Here is an 18,271-nt window from a genome sequence, read left to right as displayed (position 1 = left end):
ATGACGTGCCGAAGCCTCTCAGTCTTCCCTTCGACCCCATCGCCCGTGCCGACGAGCACTGGAAGCAGCACTGGGGAAACGTGCCCGCCATGGCCGCGATCACCTCGATCATGCGGGCCCAGCAGATCCTGCTCGCCGAGGTGGACGCCGTGGTCAAGCCGTACGGACTGACCTTCGCGCGCTACGAGGCCCTGGTGCTGCTCACCTTCTCCAAGGCCGGCGAGCTGCCGATGTCCAAGATCGGCGAGCGGCTCATGGTGCACCCCACGTCCGTGACGAACACCGTGGACCGGCTGGTGAAGTCCGGTCTGGTGGCCCGCCGGCCCAACCCCAACGACGGCCGCGGCACCCTCGCCGTGATCACCGACAAGGGCCGCGAGGTGGTCGACGCGGCCACCCGCGACCTGATGGCCATGGACTTCGGGCTCGGGGTGTACGACGCGGAGGAGTGCCGGGAGATCTTCGCCATGCTGCGCCCGCTGCGGATCGCCGCGGGCGACTTCGAGGACGACTGACCGACCCCGGCCAAGATCTCCCGGAACGGGTGGTTACGCTCGACTCCATGAAGAAGAGCGTGCTGACCCGCTACCGCGTCATGGCCTACACCACCGGTGTCCTGCTGGTGCTGCTGTGCCTGAGCATGATCGCGAAGTACGGGCTGGACATCAGCGGTGCCGCCGACGTCACGCGCGTCGTCGCCATCACCCACGGCTGGCTGTACGTCGTCTACCTCGTCGTCGCCTTCGACCTGGGCTCCAAGGCCAAGATGCCGGTCGGCCGGCAGCTGTGGGTGCTGCTCGCGGGCACGATCCCCACCGCCGCCTTCTTCGTCGAGCGCAGGATCAGCCGCGAGCTGGAGGCCAAGGTCGCCGACCCGGCCCCGGCCGTCGCCAAGGCGTAGCGCCCCCGGCCCCACCGTCGTACGAGTGCCGTGCGGCGGTCAGCCATCGACATTTACTAGGACGTCCAAGTAAATTCGTGGGTATGGACGCTCACGCCATCGAGGAAGGCCGCCGGCGCTGGCAGGCCCGCTACGACGCCGCGCGCACGCGCGAGGCAGACTTCACTACGCTCTCCGGCGATCCCGTGGAGCCGGTGTACGGACCACGGCCGGGTGACACGTACGACGGATTCGAGCGGATCGGCTGGCCCGGGGAGTACCCCTTCACCCGCGGCCTGCACCCCACCGGCTACCGGGGGCGTACCTGGACGATCCGCCAGTTCGCCGGGTTCGGCAACGCCGAGCAGACCAACGAGCGCTACAAGATGATCCTGGCCGCCGGCGGCGGCGGGCTCTCGGTGGCCTTCGACATGCCGACGCTGATGGGCCGCGACTCCGACGACCCGCGCTCGCTCGGCGAGGTCGGGCACTGCGGGGTCGCCATCGACTCGGCCGCCGACATGGAGGTCCTGTTCAAGGACATCCCCCTCGGGGACGTCACGACCTCCATGACCATCAGCGGGCCCGCCGTCCCCGTCTTCTGTATGTACCTGGTCGCCGCCGAGCGCCAGGGCGTCGACCCGGCGGTCCTCAACGGCACGCTCCAGACCGACATCTTCAAGGAGTACATCGCGCAGAAGGAGTGGCTCTTCCAGCCCGAGCCGCATCTGCGCCTGATCGGCGACCTGATGGAGTACTGCGCGGCCGGCATCCCCGCCTACAAGCCGCTGTCCGTCTCCGGCTACCACATCCGCGAGGCGGGCGCGACGGCCGCCCAGGAGCTGGCGTACACGCTCGCGGACGGCTTCGGGTACGTGGAGCTGGGCCTCAGCCGCGGCCTGGACGTCGACGTGTTCGCGCCCGGCCTGTCCTTCTTCTTCGACGCGCACGTGGACTTCTTCGAGGAGATCGCCAAGTTCCGCGCGGCGCGCAGGATCTGGGCCCGCTGGATGCGGGACGTCTACGGCGCGCGGAGCGACAAGGCGCAGTGGCTGCGCTTCCACACGCAGACCGCGGGGGTCTCGCTGACCGCGCAGCAGCCGTACAACAACGTGGTCCGCACGGCCGTGGAGGCGCTGGCCGCCGTGCTCGGCGGGACCAACTCGCTGCACACCAACGCCCTGGACGAGACCCTCGCCCTGCCGAGCGAGCAGGCGGCCGAGATCGCGCTGCGCACCCAGCAGGTGCTGATGGAGGAGACCGGCGTCGCCAACGTGGCCGACCCGCTGGGCGGTTCGTGGTACGTCGAGCAGCTCACCGACCGGATCGAGGCCGACGCCGAGAAGATCTTCGAGCAGATCCGGGAGCGGGGCCTGCGGGCCCACCCGGACGGCCGGCACCCGATCGGGCCGATCACCTCCGGCATCCTGCGCGGGATCGAGGACGGCTGGTTCACCGGCGAGATCGCCGAGTCCGCCTTCCGCTACCAGCAGGCGCTGGAGAAGGGCGACAAGAGGGTCGTCGGCGTCAACGTCCACACCGGGTCCGTCACCGGGGACCTGGAGATCCTCCGGGTCAGCCACGAGGTGGAGCGGGAGCAGGTGCGGGTGCTCGCCGCCCGGAAGGCGGCGCGGGACGAGTCCGCGGTGCGCTGCGCGCTGGACGCCATGCTGGCGGCCGCCCGCTCCGGGGCGAACATGATCGAGCCGATGCTGGACGCCGTACGGGCCGAGGCGACGCTGGGCGAGATCTGCGGGGTGCTGCGGGACGAGTGGGGGGTGTACACGGAGCCTCCCGGCTTCTGAGCGCCCTCAGGCGGACGAGGTCAGCCCCAGCAGCAGCAGGCGCGTGAAACCGCGCACCCACTCCTCGTCCGCCGCCTTGCCGCTGACCAGGGTGCGGTGGACCACCGCGCCCGCCACCACGTCGAAGATGAGGTCCACGGTGCGGGCGGCCTCCCGCGGATCCGGTTCCGGGGGGAGTTCGCCCCGCTCCTGCGCGCGGGCGCGGCCCTGGAGGACCAGGCGCATCTGGCGCTCCACGATGGAGGCGCGGATGCGTTCGCGCAGGGCGTCGTCGCGGGTGGCCTCGGCGACGGCCGCCATCAGGCCGCTCCTGGCCTCCGGGCGGGCGAGGATCGCCGCGAACTGCAGGACGACGCCCTCGATGTCGGCGGCCAGGCTGCCGCGGTCGGGCAGTTCCAGTTCGTCGAAGAGTTCGGCCACCGCGTCGACCACGAGTTCGTTCTTGCCGGCCCAGCGGCGGTAGAGGGTCGTCTTCGCAACCCCCGCCCGGGTCGCCACGTCTCCCAGGGTGAGCTTGGACCAGCCCAGCTCCACCAGCGCCTCCCTGGTCGCGGCCAGGATCGCGGCGTCCGCGGTGGCGCTGCGCGGGCGCCCGGTACGGCTGGCGGGGGTGCGGCTCTGCATCCCCCGACCATAACGGGCGGGTCCTGTGATGCCGTGAGGGAGATCACCGGGGGGTGGTGTCGCGCGGGGTCCCCATGGCATTACGCTACGACTCGTAGCGAAAGCGCGTGGAGGCAGCCCGTGACGGACGTACGCGGGCGCGTTCCCCGAGGCGTGGGGTGGGGACCCGGCGCCCCGGCGCACGACTTTTTCATTCCGGCGCGGTGACGGGGGAGGATAGACGCATGCAGCCACGGAACATGTCCATGAGCGGAGTCGTCGACCTCGCCGCGGTGAAGGCCGCCCAGGAGGCCAAGGCCAAGGCCGAGCAGGCGCGCGCGGAGGCCGCCCGGCGGGGCGGCCCGGGGGCCGTCGCCCCGGCCGATCTCGTCATCGACGTCGATGAGGCGAACTTCGAGAGCGAGGTCCTGCAGCGCTCCGCCGAGGTGCCGGTCGTCATCGACTTCTGGGCCGAGTGGTGTCAGCCCTGCAAGCAGCTGAGCCCGGTCCTGGAGCGGCTGGCCGTCGAGTACAACGGGCGCATCCTCCTCGCCAAGATCGACGTCGACGCCAACCAGATGCTGATGCAGCAGTTCGGGATCCAGGGCATCCCGGCGGTGTTCGCTGTCGTCGCGGGCCAGGCGCTGCCGCTGTTCCAGGGCGCGGCCGGCGAGCCGCAGATCCGCGAGACGCTGGACCAGCTGGTGCAGGTCGCCGAGCAGCGGTTCGGGATCACCGGCCTGGCCGTCGACCCGGACGCCGAGCCGGGCCAGGCTCCCGCACCGGAGCAGGCGGGGCCGTACGACGCGGCGCTGAACGCCGCCGCCGACGCCCTGGACGCCGGCGACCTGGGCGGGGCCATCCAGGCCTACAAGAACGTGCTGGCCGACGACCCGGGTCACCCGGAGGCCAAACTGGGCCTCGCGCAGGCCGAGTTGCTCCAGCGGGTGCAGGGCTTCGATCCGCAGAAGGTGCGCCAGGAGGCCGCCGGCAAGCCGGCCGACGCCGACGCGCAGATCGCCGCGGCCGACCTGGACCTGGTCGGCGGGCATGTCGAGGACGCCTTCGGGCGGCTGATCGACACCGTGAGCCGCACGGCGGGCGACGAGCGCGACAAGGTGCGGCTGCGGCTGCTGGAGCTGTTCGAGGTCGTGGGCCCCGAGGACCCGCGTGTGGTGGGGGCGCGCCGGGCGCTGGCGCGGGCCCTGTTCTGACCAGTCGCTAAACGCCACGGCTTGTGATGCCGGGGTGAAAGATTTGGCGACGAGACGTCAGGACGGTCGCGCTTTGCCAAATCTTGGTAATCGCTCCGGCTGTTACTCGGAGTAAATCAAAGCCGTTGATCTGTCTGGTTTGGTCCAGAGATCAACGGCTTTGCTCTGCCCGGAGTTGCGACAGTGCGTCGCGCTCCGAGACCGGTCGGTCGTCCTCCGGTTATCCCGCCGTTACTACCCAGTAACGAAGCCCCTTGTGCCCAGGCCGAGAATGCACCACGATCGGCGACGCTCGGTCCATTCCCGTACCCCGACAGCCGGTCGGGTCACGGGAGACTCTGGGTCCCCACCGAGCAGAGCCGACGGCAGTGGCGCCGGCTCTTGGGCAGGGGGGTCTTCGCCGGCCGGTGAAGCCTGTCCAGCAAGGTTGTGCGTGATGCGTGTCAGGCGCGACCAGTGGTTGTCGCTCGGGGGTGATCGCCGGTGATTCGGGCGCGGTTCGCGCCGCCGAGCGCGGGCGCTCCCCTTCCGAGGACGTAGCACTTCTCCCATCCCTGTCCGGCCGAGCCGTCCACCACGGCGCTCCGGGCCAGGAGATGTACGTCCGAGAAGGAGGAAATATGGAGTCCCAGGTGCGTGGCGGGACCAGATGGAAGCGGTTCGCTGTGGTCATGGTGCCCAGCGTCGCCGCGACGGCCGCGATAGGTGTCGCCCTCGCGCAGGGCGCTCTGGCCGCGTCGTTCAGCGTGTCGGGTCAGCAGTTCAAGGTGACGGCCGACTCGCTCGAAGGCAACGGCTTCGTCCAGTACGGCGCCGTCGACTCGGGGTACACCCTCGCGGGTAAGCAGACGGTCCACCCGGTGGCGGTCTCGGGGTTCAACGACGCGACCATCACCAACCTGTGCCAGTCCGTGGTCACCCCGGACGTCCCGGTCTTCGGCAAGGTCAGCCTGATCCTCAAGGCGGGTGGCAGCAAGCCGGTCGAGGCCAGCAAGCTGTACATCGACCTCGACGACCTCAGCGCCGACGCGACGTTCACCAACATCAACATCGGTGTCGCCGCCGCCGACTCGCACAAGGGTCCGGGGATCAAGCAGGGCGACAAGACGAACCCCTACGGGTTCGCCCAGGAGGCGGACCACGCCTCCCTGACCGGCGTGAAGCAGACGGCGTGGGCCACCACCGCCGGAACCTTCAAGCTCAGCGGTCTGCACATGTCGATCTCGACGGATGCCAAGGAGTGCTACTGAGCACTCGGTGACGGGCGGGGGGGCCGATGGCACCCCCGCCCGCCCATCTTCCGCCCACGTTCTTCACACGCGGTGCACCGCACCATCGCACCACCACCACAGCAACGCCGCACCAGGGAGCTGTTTTCCATGAGCGCCGAGACCCCTGCCGCCGCACCCGGCCAGTTCACCCGCCGGAAGCAGCAGTTCCGCGCCTGGCGGGGCACCCGTCCGTTCTGGGCCGGACTGTTCGTCGTCGTCGGCGGCTTTCTCATCCTGTACTTCCCGTACGCGCACCTGCAGCTGGGCCACCTCACGATGACGATGGGGACCCCCGGCGGCTCCAGCTCCCTGATCATCGGTGTGCTGCTCATCGTGCTCGGCATCACCCTCTGGTTCCAGCAGCACGTCCGGGTCTTCGCGGGCGTCGCGTCGATCCTGCTGGCGCTGGTGTCCATCCCGATGTCGAACATCGGCGGCTTCATCGTCGGCTTCCTGTTCTCGCTGATCGGCGGGGCGATGGCCGTGGCCTGGGCGCCGGGCGCCCCGCCGCAGCCGCAGCCGCCGGCACAGGAGGCCCCGGGCGAGGGCGGCGCGCCGCAGGCCGCCGCGCTGCGGGAGCCGTACGGGGACGCGATGGGGGAGCCGAACGACCTGTCAGGAACGAACCCGGCCAACGGGGCGAACGGGAGGCACAGTGCCGGCTGACGAGGTGACCCGCGAGGCCGATGCGGACGAGGCCCGCGCGAGAACCGGACCCCACCACGCGGCCCCCAGAAAGCCGTTGTTCACCAGGTTCCACATGCCGGCCGGCAAGGCGATCGCCTCCGTGGCGATGCCGACCGCGGTGCTGATGGGCATGGGCTTCACGTCCACGCTGGCGATCGCCGACAGCGGCGGCAGCCCGTCCCCGTCGACCACCTCCAAGAGCCTGACGGCCGACGAGTACAAGGACTGCGTCAAGCAGCTGGGCGGCAAGGACGGTTCGGCCACGCCGACGCCGTCCGCCTCGGCGAGCCCGTCCGGCTCGGCCACGCCGTCGCCCTCGCCCTCGGCGAGCGCGGACGCCAAGAGCACCAAGGGCACGCAGGACGGCAAGGGTTCGGACACGTCCTCTTCGTCGGGTTCGGGTTCGGGCTCGGGCTCCGGCGACCAGGCCACCCCGAAGCCGAGCGCGTCCTCCGGCTCCGGCTCCTCCGACTCGGGCTCCTCGGGCCCGGGTGCCACGGCCTCGCCGTCGCCGTCCGCGTCGAAGAGCGGCGGCGGTCTGCTGGGCTCCATCGGCGACACGCTCGGCGGCCTGCTCGGCGGCACCAAGGACTCCGGTGGCTCCTCCGCGAGCCCGACGCCGTCCGCGACCCCGTCGGCGAGCGCGTCCCCGAAGGCCTCGGCCACGCCGGACTCCGCGTCCGCCTCGTCCGGTTCCAAGCTCACCGACACCGTCTCCGCCGCCGGCAAGACGGTCGGGGACACGGTGAAGAACACCACCGGCACGGTGTCCAAGACGGTCGGCGACACGACCAAGGCCGCCAAGGACGCGACCGCGTCGGCGACCCCGAGCCCGTCCGCCGGCTCCAGCGCGCCGGCGGGGGACTGCCCGGCGGCCACGACCGACGCCCGCGGCGTCGACAACCCCGTGCCGGTGGCGGACGACCCGTGGTACCTGAGCGCCAGCTCGCTGCTGCTCAAGGGTGCCGACTACCAGGGCATCGTGGAGGTGAGGACGGCGTCCGGCACCACCAAGAAGGTGCTGAAGTACGTCATCTCCGACGGCACGGACATCGGCGACCTGCACCAGACGGTGAAGGACAAGCTGTCCGGCAAGACCTACCACGTGCAGGCGGCCAAGGGATCGACGTCCACCATCCGGGGTGGCACGACGACGATGTACACCGAGAGCATCTCGGGCAACCTCTTCGGCCTGATCCCGCTGACCTTCACCCCCGACAGCCCGCCCCCGCTGAACATCCCGCTGATCTACTTCACCAACGTGAAGGTCGTCCAGGCGGCCCAGTTCGGCGGCAACCTGCACGTGCCCGGCATGCACGTCTACACGACCGACTGACCGGTCGCACAAGCCAGTTCGGGAGCCGCGAAGGGACTGTGCCCCGCCGAACACCGACTCGGCGGGGCACAGTCCTGTTCCGCGCGCCTCCCACAAGAACGCCACCAACTGTCCGAAGGCCGCGGGCTTCTCCTTCGAGCCGCGCGCCGACGACGACTCCTGGTCACCGCACCGGCAGCCGCCGGATGCGGATCTGACGGCCTCGGACTTCTGCCTGCGGTACTTCAAAGCCGACCTGCGGCTCGTCGTCCACGGCGTGTACTTCGGCGTGCGGCTGCGGGGAGAGCCCGTGGCCGACCTCGCCCTGCTGCCGGACCACGCGGCGCGAGAGCTTCAGGCCCGCGGTGACGGGGGCGAAGGCCGAGGCCGTACGGCTGGTCACCGGCGCCCATCCGGAACCGGGCGGCAACGCGTGGTTGCGGCAGACAGTGGGAGCACCGCCCGCTGAGCAGCCGCTGGGCGCGCGGAGGGCGCCCCCCTGCCGCAGGGGGGGCGCCCTCCACGCGTGGAACCGCGTCGCGGCGCCGGTCAGTTGCCGTCGGTGCCCAGGTGGTGGACGCGCAGCATGTTGGTGGTGCCGGGGACGCCGGGGGGCGAGCCGGCCGTGATGATCACGGTGTCGCCCGCGTCGAAGCGGCCCAGCTTGGCGACCTCCTGGTCCACCAGGTCGACCATCTCGTCGGTGGAGTTGACGAACGGCACGACGTGCGGCTCCACGCCCCAGCTGAGGGTGAGCTGGTTGCGGGTGCCCTCGTCCGTGGTGAAGGCGATGATCGGCTGGACCGCGCGGTAGCGGGACAGCCGGCGCGCGGTGTCACCGGACTGGGTGAAGGCGATCAGGCCCCGGCCGCCGAGGAAGTCGGCGATCTCGCAGGCCGCGCGGGCCACCGAACCGCCCTGCGTGCGCGGCTTCTTGCCGGGGACGAGGGGCTGCAGGCCCTTGGAGAGCAGCTCCTCCTCGGCCGCGCGGACGATCTTCGACATCGTCTTGACCGTCTCGACCGGGTAGGCGCCCACGCTGGACTCGGCGGAGAGCATGACCGCGTCCGCGCCGTCCAGGATCGCGTTGGCCACGTCGGAGGCCTCGGCGCGGGTCGGGCGGGAGTTGGTGATCATCGACTCCATCATCTGGGTCGCCACGATCACCGGCTTGGCGTTGCGCCGGCACAGCTCGATCAGGCGCTTCTGCACCATGGGGACCTTTTCGAGCGGGTACTCGACGGCGAGGTCACCGCGGGCGACCATCACACCGTCGAACGCCATCACGACGTCCTCCATGTTCTGCACCGCCTGCGGCTTCTCCACCTTGGCGATGACCGGGACCCGGCGGCCCTCCTCGTCCATGACGCGGTGCACGTCCTGGACGTCCTTGGCGTCGCGGACGAAGGACAGCGCGACCATGTCGCAGCCCATGCGGAGGGCGAAGCGGAGGTCCTCGACGTCCTTCTCGCTCAGCGCGGGCACGTTGACGGCCGCGCCGGGCAGGTTGATGCCCTTGTGGTCGGAGACGACACCGCCCTCGATGACGATCGTCTTGACCCGCGGGCCCTCGACGTCGAGGACCTTCAGCTCGACGTTGCCGTCGTTGATCAGGACCTGGTCACCGCGCGAGACGTCGCCCGGCAGCCCCTTGTACGTCGTACCGCAGATGTGCTTGTCGCCCGGGACGTCCTCGGTCGTGATGACGAACTCGTCACCGCGCTCCAACTCGACCGGGCCCTCGGCGAAGGTCTCCAGACGGATCTTCGGGCCCTGCAGGTCGGCGAGGACACCGATGGCCCGGCCGGTCTCCTTGGCCGCCGCCCGGACGCGGTCGTACCGCGCCTGGTGCTCGGCGTGGGAGCCGTGGCTGAAGTTGAACCGGGCCACATTCATGCCCGCCTCGATCATGGCGACGAGCATCTCGTGGGAGTCGACCGCGGGGCCGAGAGTACAGACGATTTTCGAACGGCGCATGGGGCGATCCTATCGGTTTGTTTCGCTACGGAATATTCCGTCTGGCGGAAGATACAAATGAGTGCCACACCGCTCAGGTGCTATTCAGTTGTTCTTTCCGACCAGTGCGTAGGTCTGGGTCGCGATCTCCAGTTCCTCATCCGTCGGCACCACCGCGACCGCGACACGCGCATCCTTCGGAGAGATCAGCCTGGCCTCGTCCGCTCGCACCGCGTTCAGTGCCGGGTCGACCGCCAGGCCCAGTGCCTCCAGGCCCGCGATCGCGGCCTCGCGCACCGGCGCCGCGTTCTCGCCGACACCCGCCGTGAACGCGACCGCGTCCACCGTGCCCAGGACGGCGTAATAGGCGCCGATGTACTTCTTGAGCCGGTGAATGTAAATGTCGAAGGCGAGTGCGGCATCTTCCTCGCCCTCGTCGATCCGGCGGCGGATCTCGCGCATGTCGTTGTCCCCGCACAGGCCGAACAGACCGCTCCTCTTGTTGAGAAGAGTGTCGATCTCGTCCATGGACATTCCGCCAACGCGTGCCAAATGGAAGATGACGGCCGGATCCAGATCGCCGGAGCGCGTGCCCATCACGAGCCCCTCCAACGGCGTCAGCCCCATGGAGGTGTCCACGCAGCGGCCCTTCTCGACCGCGGAGGCCGAGGCGCCGTTGCCGAGGTGCAGCACGATCACGTTCACCTCGGAGGGGTCCTTGCCCAGCAGCCGCGCGGTCTCGCGGGAGACGTACGCGTGCGAGGTGCCGTGGAAGCCGTAGCGGCGGATGCGGTGGCGGTCCGCGATCTTCGGGTCGATCGCGTAGCGTGCGGCGGACTCCGGCATCGTCGTGTGGAACGCGGTGTCGAAGACGGCGACCTGGGGCAGGTCGGGGCGCAGCGCCCGCGCGGTGCGGATGCCGGTGAGGTTGGCCGGGTTGTGCAGCGGGGCGACCGGGATCAGCCGTTCGATCTCGGCGATCACCTCGTCGTCGACGACGGTCGGCTCGGTGAAGAACATCCCGCCGTGCACCACCCGGTGCCCGATGGCGGCCAGTTCCGGCGAGTCCAGGCCGAGGCCGTCCTGGCCCAGCTCGGCGGCGACCGCCTTCAGCGCGGCGTCGTGGTCGGCGATGGGCCCGCTGTGCTCGCGGGTGTCCCCGGTGGTGAGGCAGGTGTGCCTGAGCCGGGAGGTCTGCTCGCCGATGCGCTCCACCAGGCCGGCGGCCAGCCGGCTGGAGTCGCTCATGTCGAGCAGCTGGTACTTCACCGACGAGGAGCCGGAGTTGAGGACGAGGACGCGGCTCGCCGCGAGATTCTCTGCCACGGTGATTCGGACGCTCTCTGTGTTCAGTGGGTCTGGGCCTGGATCGCGGTGATGGCGACGGTGTTGACGATGTCCTGGACGAGCGCGCCCCGGGACAGGTCGTTGACCGGCTTGCGCAGACCCTGCAGGACCGGGCCGACGGCGATCGCGCCGGCCGAGCGCTGCACGGCCTTGTAGGTGTTGTTGCCGGTGTTGAGGTCCGGGAAGATCAGGACCGTCGCCTGGCCGGCGACGTCGGAGTCCGGCAGCTTGGTGGCTGCGACGGACGGCTCGACGGCCGCGTCGTACTGGATCGGCCCCTCGATCTTCAGGTCGGGCCGGCGCGAGCGGGCCAGCTCGGTCGCCTCGCGCACCTTGTCGACGTCGGCGCCCGAGCCGGACGTACCGGTGGAGTACGACAGCATCGCGATCCGGGGCTCCACGCCGAACTGCGCGGCCGTGGCCGCCGACTGGATGGCGATGTCCGCGAGCGCCTGCGCGTTCGGGTCCGGGTTGACCGCGCAGTCGCCGTAGACCAGCACCTTGTCGGCCAGGCACATGAAGAACACGGACGAGACGATCGACGACTCGGGCTTGGTCTTGATGATCTCGAAGGCGGGCCGGATGGTCGCGGCCGTGGAGTGCACCGAGCCGGAGACCATGCCGTCGGCCAGGCCCTCCTGGACCATCAGGGTGCCGAAGTAGTTCACGTCCGACACGACGTCGTAGGCCAGCTCGACCGTCACGCCCTTGTGGGCGCGCAGCTGGGCGTACTTCTCGGCGAAGCCGTCGCGCAGCTCGCTCGTGGCCGGGTCGATCAGCCGGGTGCCGCCGAGGTCGATGCCGAGGTCGGCGGCCTTCTTGCGGATCCGGTCCTCGGGGCCGAGCAGGGTCAGGTCGCACACGCCCCGGCGCAGCAGCACCCCGGCCGCGTGCAGCACCCGCTCCTCGGTGCCCTCCGGCAGCACGATCCGGCGCCTGTCCGAGCGGGCCTGCTCCAGCAGCTTGTGTTCGAACATCATCGGGGTGACCCGGTCGGTGCTGGGGGCGCTCACGCGCGCGGCCAGCTCGGCGGTGTCGGCGTACCGCTCGAACAGCCCGAGCGCGGTCTCGGCCTTGCGCGGGGTGGCCGCGTTCAGCTTGCCCTCCAGCGAGAACAGCTGCTCGGCGGTGGGGAAGCTGTTGCCGCTCACGGACAGCACCGGGGTGCCCGGGGCGAGGCGCGCGGCGAGGGTGAGGATCTCGTCGCGCGGCACCTCGTTCAGGGTCAGCAGCACGCCGGCGATCGGCGGCGTGCCGGCGCTGTGCGCGGCCAGCGAGCCGACGACCAGGTCGGCGCGGTCGCCCGGGGTGACGACCAGGCAGCCCGGGGTCAGGGCGCCGAGCAGGTTCGGCAGCATCGCGCCGCCGAAGACGAAGTCGAGCGCGTCGCGGGCGAGGCCCGAGTCGTCGCCGAGCAGGACCCTGGCGTCGAGGGCGTGGGCGATCTGGGAGACGGTCGGCGCGGACAGCGCGGGCTCGTCGGGGACGACGTAGCAGGGCACCGCCAGCCGGTTCGCCAGCCGCTCGGCGATCTCGTCGCGGTCCTCGCGGGCCACCCGGTTGGCGACCATGGCGAGCACGTCGCAGCCGAGGCCGTCGTAGGCGCGGTAGGCGTTGCGGGTCTCGGCGAGCACGGACTCGGCGGTCTGCTTGCGGCCGCCCACCACGGGGATCACGGAGGCCCCGAACTCGTTGGCCAGGCGGGCGTTCAGGGACAGCTCGTCGGGCAGCTGGGTGTCGGCGAAGTCGGTGCCGAGGACGAGGACGACGTCGTAGTCCCGGGCCACCCGGTGGAAGCGGTCCACCAGCGCCGAGACCAGCTCGTCGGTGCCCTGCTCGGCCTGGAGCGCGGACGCCTCCTGGTAGTCCATGCCGTAGACGGTCACCGGGTCCTGGGACAGCCGGTAGCGGGCCCGCAGCAACTCGAACAGCCGATCGGGTCCGTCGTGGACGAGCGGACGGAACACCCCCACCCGGTCGACCTGCCGGGTCAGCAGCTCCATGACTCCCAGCTCCACGACCTGGCGGCCGTCACCGCGGTCGATCCCGGTCACGTACACGCTGCGCGTCACGCGTCCACTCCGTTCCTCATGTCGTGTTTGTCGCCTCGGCGGCACAAAAATCGCCCACCAAGGTGAGCGGAACCCTCTTGACAATACCCCTGGCGCCGGATAAAGCGCCCGTCAAGCGGCTCAGTGCCCCGGCGAACGTGGAACAATCGGCACTGGCTCACCCGCACCGACAGCGAGCAGGAGACACAGCACGATGCGCATCGGAGTTCTCACCGCAGGCGGCGACTGCCCCGGCCTGAACGCCGTGATCCGTTCGGTCGTGCACCGCGCCGTGACGACGTACGGCGACGAGGTCATCGGCTTCGAGGACGGCTACCGCGGCCTGCTCGACCGCCACTACCGCACCCTCGACCTGGACGCCGTCAGCGGCATCCTGGCCCGTGGCGGCACCATCCTCGGCTCCTCCCGGCTGGAGCGCGACCGGCTGCGCGAGGCCTGTGAGCGGGCCACCGACATGGTCGAGGAGTTCGGCATCGACGCGCTGATCCCGATCGGGGGCGAGGGCACGCTGACCGCGGCCCGCATGCTCTCCGACGCGGGCCTGCCGGTCGTCGGCGTGCCGAAGACGATCGACAACGACATCTCCTCCACCGACCGCACCTTCGGCTTCGACACCGCCGTCGGCGTGGCCACGGAGGCCATGGACCGCCTGAAGACGACCGCCGAGTCCCACCAGCGCGTGATGGTCGTCGAGGTCATGGGCCGGCACGCCGGCTGGATCGCCCTGGAGTCCGGCATGGCCGCCGGTGCCCACGGCATCTGCCTTCCCGAGCGCCCCTTCGACCCCGCCGACCTGGTCAAGATGGTGGAGGAGCGCTTCGCCCGCGGCAAGAAGTTCGCCGTCATCTGCGTCGCCGAGGGTGCCCACCCGGCCGAGGGCACCATGGACTACGGCAAGGGCGAGATCGACCAGTACGGCCACGAGCGCTTCCAGGGCATCGGCACGGCACTCGCCTACGAGCTGGAGCGGCGCCTCGGCAAGGAGGCCAAGCCGGTCATCCTCGGCCACGTCCAGCGCGGCGGCGTGCCGACGGCCTACGACCGCGTCCTCGCCACCCGCTTCGGCTGGCACGCGATCGAGGCCGCCCACCGCGGCGAGTTCGGCAACATGACCGCGCTGCGCGGCACCGACATCCAGATGGTGCCGCTCGCCCAGGCGGTCACCGAGCTGAAGACGGTGCCGAAGGACCGGATGGACGAGGCGGAGTCGGTCTTCTAGGCCGTCCTTTCGGCCACGGCCGTCCAGAAGTTCTCGACGATCCGGTCGAGGAACTCCCTGCCGGACTCGCTGGCACCGCTGCTGCCGCCGCCCCAGCTGAGGGTGGCGGCCATGCGGCCCTGATAGTCCTGGTGCAGTGTCTGCAGGACCGCCTCCAGGACGTCCTTGTCCAGCGGGGCCAGCTTCAGCACCGGCCGCACGTAGGCCTGCCAGCGCGTGGTCACCGCGCTGTGCAGCAGCTCGGCGAGCCGCTCCTCGCGGCCCGTGGCGGTCACGAAGTCGGGCAGGGCGAGGCCGAGCACCTCGGCCAGCGCGGCCGACTGGCGCTCGTTGCCCCGCCACCGCCCGCTCTCCTCCATCCGCAGATACGCGGACAGGTCCGTCCCGACGGCCCGGGCCACGTCCTCCGGCGCGATCCCGCGCGCGATGCGATGCTCGCGCAGCGTGCGGGGCCGGCCGATGAGTTCTCCCGGAGAACACCACAGCACGCCCGCGAGAGCGGTGAGTTCGGGGCTGCTCGGGGAGGCGGTGCCGCGCTCCCAGGCGATCACGAGATCGGGTGTGACGTACGGCAGCCCGTACGAGGCCCGCATGCCGTAGGCGACATGCTCGGGACCCATGCCGAGCCCGGCACGCAGCCTGCGGGCGGCGAGGGCGTTGAACGGAGGAGCTGAGGGTTGGCGCACCTCGCACAAGCTAAAGGCGCCGCTCCCGGCTGGCTACGGTCTGTTCGGACAGGATCACAGGTTGTGGGAACGTACAGTTCCGGCCGTTCGGTATGTAACGGACGGAACACCCCTTCCGGCTACCCCTTGACCGCCCCGCCCAGCGCGAACCCGCCGCCCAGTCTGCGGGCCACCAGCACGTACAGCAGGATCACCGGCGTCGAGTAGATCACCGAGAAGGCGGCGAGCTGGCCGTACGCCACCATGCCCCGGTTGCCGAAGAAGTCGTTGATGCTGACCGACGCCGGCATCTGGTCCGGGCTGAGCAGGAGCATGAAGGGGACGAAGAAGTTCCCCCACATCATCACGAACGAGAACACGGTGACGACGGCGAGTCCCGACCCCATCAACGGCAGCACGATCCGCAGCAGCGACTGCGGCGAGGACGCCCCGTCCGTCCAGGCCGCCTCCTCCAGCTCCCTCGGCACACCGTCCATGAAGTTCTTCATCAGCCAGACGGCGAAGGGGAGTTGGGAGGCGGTGAAGAAGAAGATCGTGCCCTGCATGGTGTCGATGAGGTTCACCCGCACGAACAGCGCGTACACCGGCACCATGATCGCGGTGATCGGCAGGCTCGTCGCGAACAGGATCGTGAGGAGAAACGGTCGGTTCAGACGGGAGCGGAAGCGGGAGAGCGGGTAGGCGGCGAGGGCGGCGCAGCCGACGGTCAGCGCGGTCGCCCCGCCGCACAGGACCAGGCTGTTGAGCAGCGGGGTGTAGGTGATGTCCGGGGTCAGCACGGCCCGGAAGTTGGCCGTCGTGAGCCCGTCCGGGACGCGGACGCGCAGGCCGGCGTGCGGGTCCACGGCGGACAGCACGACCCAGGCGAGGGGCAGGGCGAAGGCCACGGCAACGAGCAGCAGGGCCGTGTCGGCGGCGAGCCGGCGCGAGGTGCGCTTGCGGGGCATGGCCGGGTCACACCTCCGTTCGCAGCAGACGCAGATAGACGACGGAGAACAGCGACCCGACCAGCAGCAGGAGCAGCGCGACGGCGGTGCCGTACCCGATCATGCTGTTCTGGAAGGCCTGTTCGTACATGAAGAGGGGCAGGGTCTGGCTCTTGTTGCCCGGCCCGCCCCGGGTCATCACCCAGATCAGCCCGAAGACCGACAGCGTCTGGAGGGTGTTGAGCATGAGGTTGGTGGCGATGGACCGGCGGATCATCGGCAGCGTGATGTGCCACATCCGCCGCCACCCGCCGGCCCCGTCGACCTCGGCGGCCTCCGCGATCTCGGCGGGTATCTCGTCCAGCGCGGCGGAGTAGACGAGCATCGAGAACGCCGTGCCGCGCCAGACGTTGGCGAAGGACACGGCGAGGATGGGGAGCGTGAAAAGCCAGTTCTGGCGCGGGAGATGGAGCCAGTCGAGGATGGCGTTGAGCGTCCCCTCCCGCCGGAAGAAGGCGTAGAGCAAAAACCCCGCGACGACTTCCGGCAGCACCCAGGCGGTCACGACCACCCCTCCGGTGAGCGTCCGCACCGGCTTCGAGGCCCGCTTCATCAGCGCCGCGAGGGCGAGCCCCAGGGTGTTCTGCCCGACGAGCGAGGACAGCACGGTGAACACGAGGGTCAGCCATACGGCGTTGACGAACTCGCTGTCCCGCAAGGCCCGCCGGAAATTGTCGAACCCGACGAACGAGGCGTGCGCCTGTCCCGTCAACTGCAGGTCCGTGAAGGCGATGTAGACGCAGTAGGCGATGGGCCCGGCGAGGAAGAGCAGGATCAGGACGACGGCGGGGGTGAGGGGGAGTGCGCGGGCGGCCCGGCGGTACCGCTTCACCTCTGGACCACTTGGCCGCCGGTGACGTCCTTGAGTGCCGAGTCGTACGTACTCGCCGCCTTCTCGGCCGACGAGTCACCGGTGGTCACACTCTCCATGGCCTCCTGGATGGCGGTCGACACCTTCGGATACGCCGGATAGGCGGGCCGGTAGTGGGTCGTGGCCACCAGGTCCGTGAAGAACCTGATGCCGGGCTGGGCGGTGGCGTACGAGGGGTCGGCGGCGACGTCCTTGCGCACGGAGATCCCCGAGTTGGCGATGTACCACTTCTTGGCGTTCGCCTCCGTCTGCATCGTCCTGATGAAGTCGAAGGCGAGGTCGGGGTGGGCCGCCCTGGCCGGGATCGCCCACGTCCAGCCGCCCGACATGCTCACCTTGCCGGGCGCCTGGCCGGCCTGGGTGGGCATGTACGCGAGCCCGAGTCGCCGGGACCAGTCGGGCCACTCCCGCCCGCTGCCCGGCAGCCAGGTCTGCGGCAGCCAGGAGCCGTCGAGGTCGATGCCGAGCTTGCCCTGGGGGAGCAGCTCGCCCGCGACGGTGGTGGCGTAGTTGGGATCGAGGGCGTCGGACACGTCGGGCCCGAGCTTCTCCCTGTAGACGGTCTCGAGGAACCTCAGCGAGTCGGTGAATCCCCGGCTTCCCGCGATCCACTTCTTGCCGGCGCTGTCGTACAGCGGATCGGACGTCCCGTCCCCGGTGCCGTACAGCAGCATCTCCATGCCCTGCATGGCGGCCCGCTCACCGGCGGGCTTGCCGGTGTAGACGTTGAGCGGGACCACGCCCGGCGCCTTCCGCTTGATGGTCCGGGCGGCGGCGAGGATGTCGTTCCAGTCCTTCGGCTGCCAGTTCGGGGGAAGCCCGGCCTTCGCGAAGACCCGCTTGTCGAACCACAGCCCGCGCGTGTCCGTCCCGTCGGGCACGCCGTACGTCTTGCCGTCCTCGCCCCGCGCCGACGCCTTGGCGGTCGCGACGAACCGCCTCCAGTCCGGCCACTTCGCGAGATAGGGGTCGAGAGGCTTCAGGTACCCGCTGGTGATGTCGGAGTTGATGAGGAAGGTGTCCTCGTAGACCAGGTCCGGCGCGGTCCTCGGCGAGCGCATCATCTGCTGGACCTTGGTGTAGTACTCCGAGTCCGGGGCCTTGACGGGCACGAACTCCACCTTTTTCCCCGGGTACTTCTTCTCGAACTCCTTCTTGATGCCGGCGAGGTAGGTGTCCATCACCTTCACCGAGTTGTCGGTCGACTGCTTGTAGGACACCTTGACCGTGTTCGGACTGCTTCCGGATCCGCTCCCGCAGGCCGTGAGGGCCGTTGCGGCGAGGGCGGCGGTGAGGAGGGCGGAGAGGGCGGCGGTGGGGCGCACGGGCATGACCTCCTGCGGGCGCACGTGGGGGTGG

At 70.2% G+C, this 18,271-nt stretch carries 17 protein-coding genes; 8 read left to right on the top strand and 9 right to left on the bottom strand.

Translation table 11 applies throughout. The features are described 5' to 3' along the window. The first annotated feature begins 5 nt into the window (after positions 1 to 5). The 3 genes from ACZ60X_RS13735 to ACZ60X_RS13725 all read left to right on the top strand — a co-directional run bounded on the left by ACZ60X_RS13735 (position 6) and on the right by ACZ60X_RS13725 (position 2,685). Positions 6 to 515: a MarR family winged helix-turn-helix transcriptional regulator gene (locus ACZ60X_RS13735; RefSeq protein WP_469597530.1), complete on the top strand. Its 510-nt coding sequence runs from the start codon at positions 6 to 8 to the stop codon at positions 513 to 515. A gap of 47 nt (positions 516 to 562) precedes the next feature. Continuing rightward, positions 563 to 901: a DUF3817 domain-containing protein gene (locus ACZ60X_RS13730; protein WP_469597528.1), complete on the top strand. Its 339-nt coding sequence runs from the start codon at positions 563 to 565 to the stop codon at positions 899 to 901. A gap of 83 nt (positions 902 to 984) precedes the next feature. Then, the gene (locus tag ACZ60X_RS13725; RefSeq protein ID WP_469597525.1) at positions 985 to 2,685 is read left to right on the top strand and encodes an acyl-CoA mutase large subunit family protein; all 1,701 of its coding nucleotides are present in this window, start codon (positions 985 to 987) and stop codon (positions 2,683 to 2,685) included. A 6-nt stretch (positions 2,686 to 2,691) separates the two neighbouring features. Here the strand turns inward: ACZ60X_RS13725 and ACZ60X_RS13720 are convergent, their stop codons facing one another. After that, positions 2,692 to 3,309 (bottom strand): TetR/AcrR family transcriptional regulator, encoded by a 618-nt coding sequence (locus ACZ60X_RS13720; protein WP_469597523.1) that lies wholly within the window; start codon positions 3,307 to 3,309, stop codon positions 2,692 to 2,694. Between the two features lie 224 nt (positions 3,310 to 3,533). Between ACZ60X_RS13720 and ACZ60X_RS13715 the strand changes: the two genes are divergently transcribed. The 4 genes from ACZ60X_RS13715 (at position 3,534) to ACZ60X_RS13700 (ending at position 7,796) form a co-directional block, all read left to right on the top strand. Then, complete coding sequence (locus tag ACZ60X_RS13715) at positions 3,534 to 4,502, top strand: tetratricopeptide repeat protein (RefSeq protein WP_469597520.1); 969 nt, start codon at positions 3,534 to 3,536, stop codon at positions 4,500 to 4,502. A gap of 620 nt (positions 4,503 to 5,122) precedes the next feature. Continuing rightward, a complete protein-coding gene (locus ACZ60X_RS13710; protein WP_469597517.1) occupies positions 5,123 to 5,752 on the top strand; it encodes a DUF6230 family protein in 630 nt (209 codons plus the stop codon). Between the two features lie 129 nt (positions 5,753 to 5,881). Further along, the gene (locus ACZ60X_RS13705; RefSeq protein WP_469597514.1) at positions 5,882 to 6,439 is read left to right on the top strand and encodes a DUF6114 domain-containing protein; all 558 of its coding nucleotides are present in this window, start codon (positions 5,882 to 5,884) and stop codon (positions 6,437 to 6,439) included. After that, positions 6,429 to 7,796, top strand: a complete 1,368-nt coding sequence (locus ACZ60X_RS13700) for a hypothetical protein (protein ID WP_469597511.1) — start codon at positions 6,429 to 6,431, stop codon at positions 7,794 to 7,796. The genes ACZ60X_RS13705 and ACZ60X_RS13700 overlap by 11 nt, the downstream gene beginning before the upstream one ends. Before the next feature lie 163 nt (positions 7,797 to 7,959). Here the strand turns inward: ACZ60X_RS13700 and ACZ60X_RS13695 are convergent, their stop codons facing one another. From ACZ60X_RS13695 to pta, 4 genes are all read right to left on the bottom strand, one after another. Next, complete coding sequence (locus ACZ60X_RS13695; protein ID WP_469597509.1) at positions 7,960 to 8,178, bottom strand: hypothetical protein; 219 nt, start codon at positions 8,176 to 8,178, stop codon at positions 7,960 to 7,962. Between the two features lie 146 nt (positions 8,179 to 8,324). After that, positions 8,325 to 9,752 carry a pyruvate kinase gene (gene pyk / locus ACZ60X_RS13690; protein WP_469597507.1) on the bottom strand — a complete coding sequence of 476 codons (1,428 nt, stop codon included), beginning with the start codon at positions 9,750 to 9,752 and terminating at the stop codon, positions 8,325 to 8,327. An 84-nt stretch (positions 9,753 to 9,836) separates the two neighbouring features. Beyond that, the gene (locus ACZ60X_RS13685; RefSeq protein ID WP_469597505.1) at positions 9,837 to 11,057 is read right to left on the bottom strand and encodes an acetate kinase; all 1,221 of its coding nucleotides are present in this window, start codon (positions 11,055 to 11,057) and stop codon (positions 9,837 to 9,839) included. Between the two features lie 23 nt (positions 11,058 to 11,080). Continuing rightward, positions 11,081 to 13,150 carry a phosphate acetyltransferase gene (gene pta, locus ACZ60X_RS13680; protein WP_469597503.1) on the bottom strand — a complete coding sequence of 690 codons (2,070 nt, stop codon included), beginning with the start codon at positions 13,148 to 13,150 and terminating at the stop codon, positions 11,081 to 11,083. 193 nt (positions 13,151 to 13,343) lie between these two features. Here pta and ACZ60X_RS13675 point away from each other — a divergent pair, with 193 nt between their 5' ends. Next, positions 13,344 to 14,369 (top strand): ATP-dependent 6-phosphofructokinase, encoded by a 1,026-nt coding sequence (locus ACZ60X_RS13675; RefSeq protein WP_469597501.1) that lies wholly within the window; start codon positions 13,344 to 13,346, stop codon positions 14,367 to 14,369. Here the strand turns inward: ACZ60X_RS13675 and ACZ60X_RS13670 are convergent. The 4 genes from ACZ60X_RS13670 to ACZ60X_RS13655 all read right to left on the bottom strand — a co-directional run bounded on the left by ACZ60X_RS13670 (position 14,366) and on the right by ACZ60X_RS13655 (position 18,243). After that, entirely contained in the window at positions 14,366 to 15,055 is a 690-nt protein-coding gene (locus ACZ60X_RS13670) for a helix-turn-helix domain-containing protein (RefSeq protein ID WP_469597499.1), read from the bottom strand. The two genes, ACZ60X_RS13675 and ACZ60X_RS13670, sit on opposite strands and share 4 nt — an antisense overlap. A 119-nt stretch (positions 15,056 to 15,174) precedes the next feature. Then, the gene (locus ACZ60X_RS13665) at positions 15,175 to 16,002 is read right to left on the bottom strand and encodes a carbohydrate ABC transporter permease (RefSeq protein ID WP_469597497.1); all 828 of its coding nucleotides are present in this window, start codon (positions 16,000 to 16,002) and stop codon (positions 15,175 to 15,177) included. Positions 16,003 to 16,009: 7 nt separating this feature from the next. Next, the gene (locus ACZ60X_RS13660; protein ID WP_469597494.1) at positions 16,010 to 16,873 is read right to left on the bottom strand and encodes a carbohydrate ABC transporter permease; all 864 of its coding nucleotides are present in this window, start codon (positions 16,871 to 16,873) and stop codon (positions 16,010 to 16,012) included. Beyond that, on the bottom strand, positions 16,870 to 18,243 hold the full coding sequence (locus ACZ60X_RS13655) for an extracellular solute-binding protein (protein ID WP_469597491.1): 1,374 nt from the start codon (positions 18,241 to 18,243) through the stop codon (positions 16,870 to 16,872). Before ACZ60X_RS13655 ends, ACZ60X_RS13660 begins: the two co-directional genes overlap by 4 nt. Positions 18,244 to 18,271: the final 28 nt, after the last annotated feature.

It is taken from the genome of Streptomyces sp. NPDC104106, from assembly GCF_055584345.1.
Note: the sequence above shows the minus strand (reverse complement) of the source record. Positions and strands in the feature narration are given on the sequence as shown.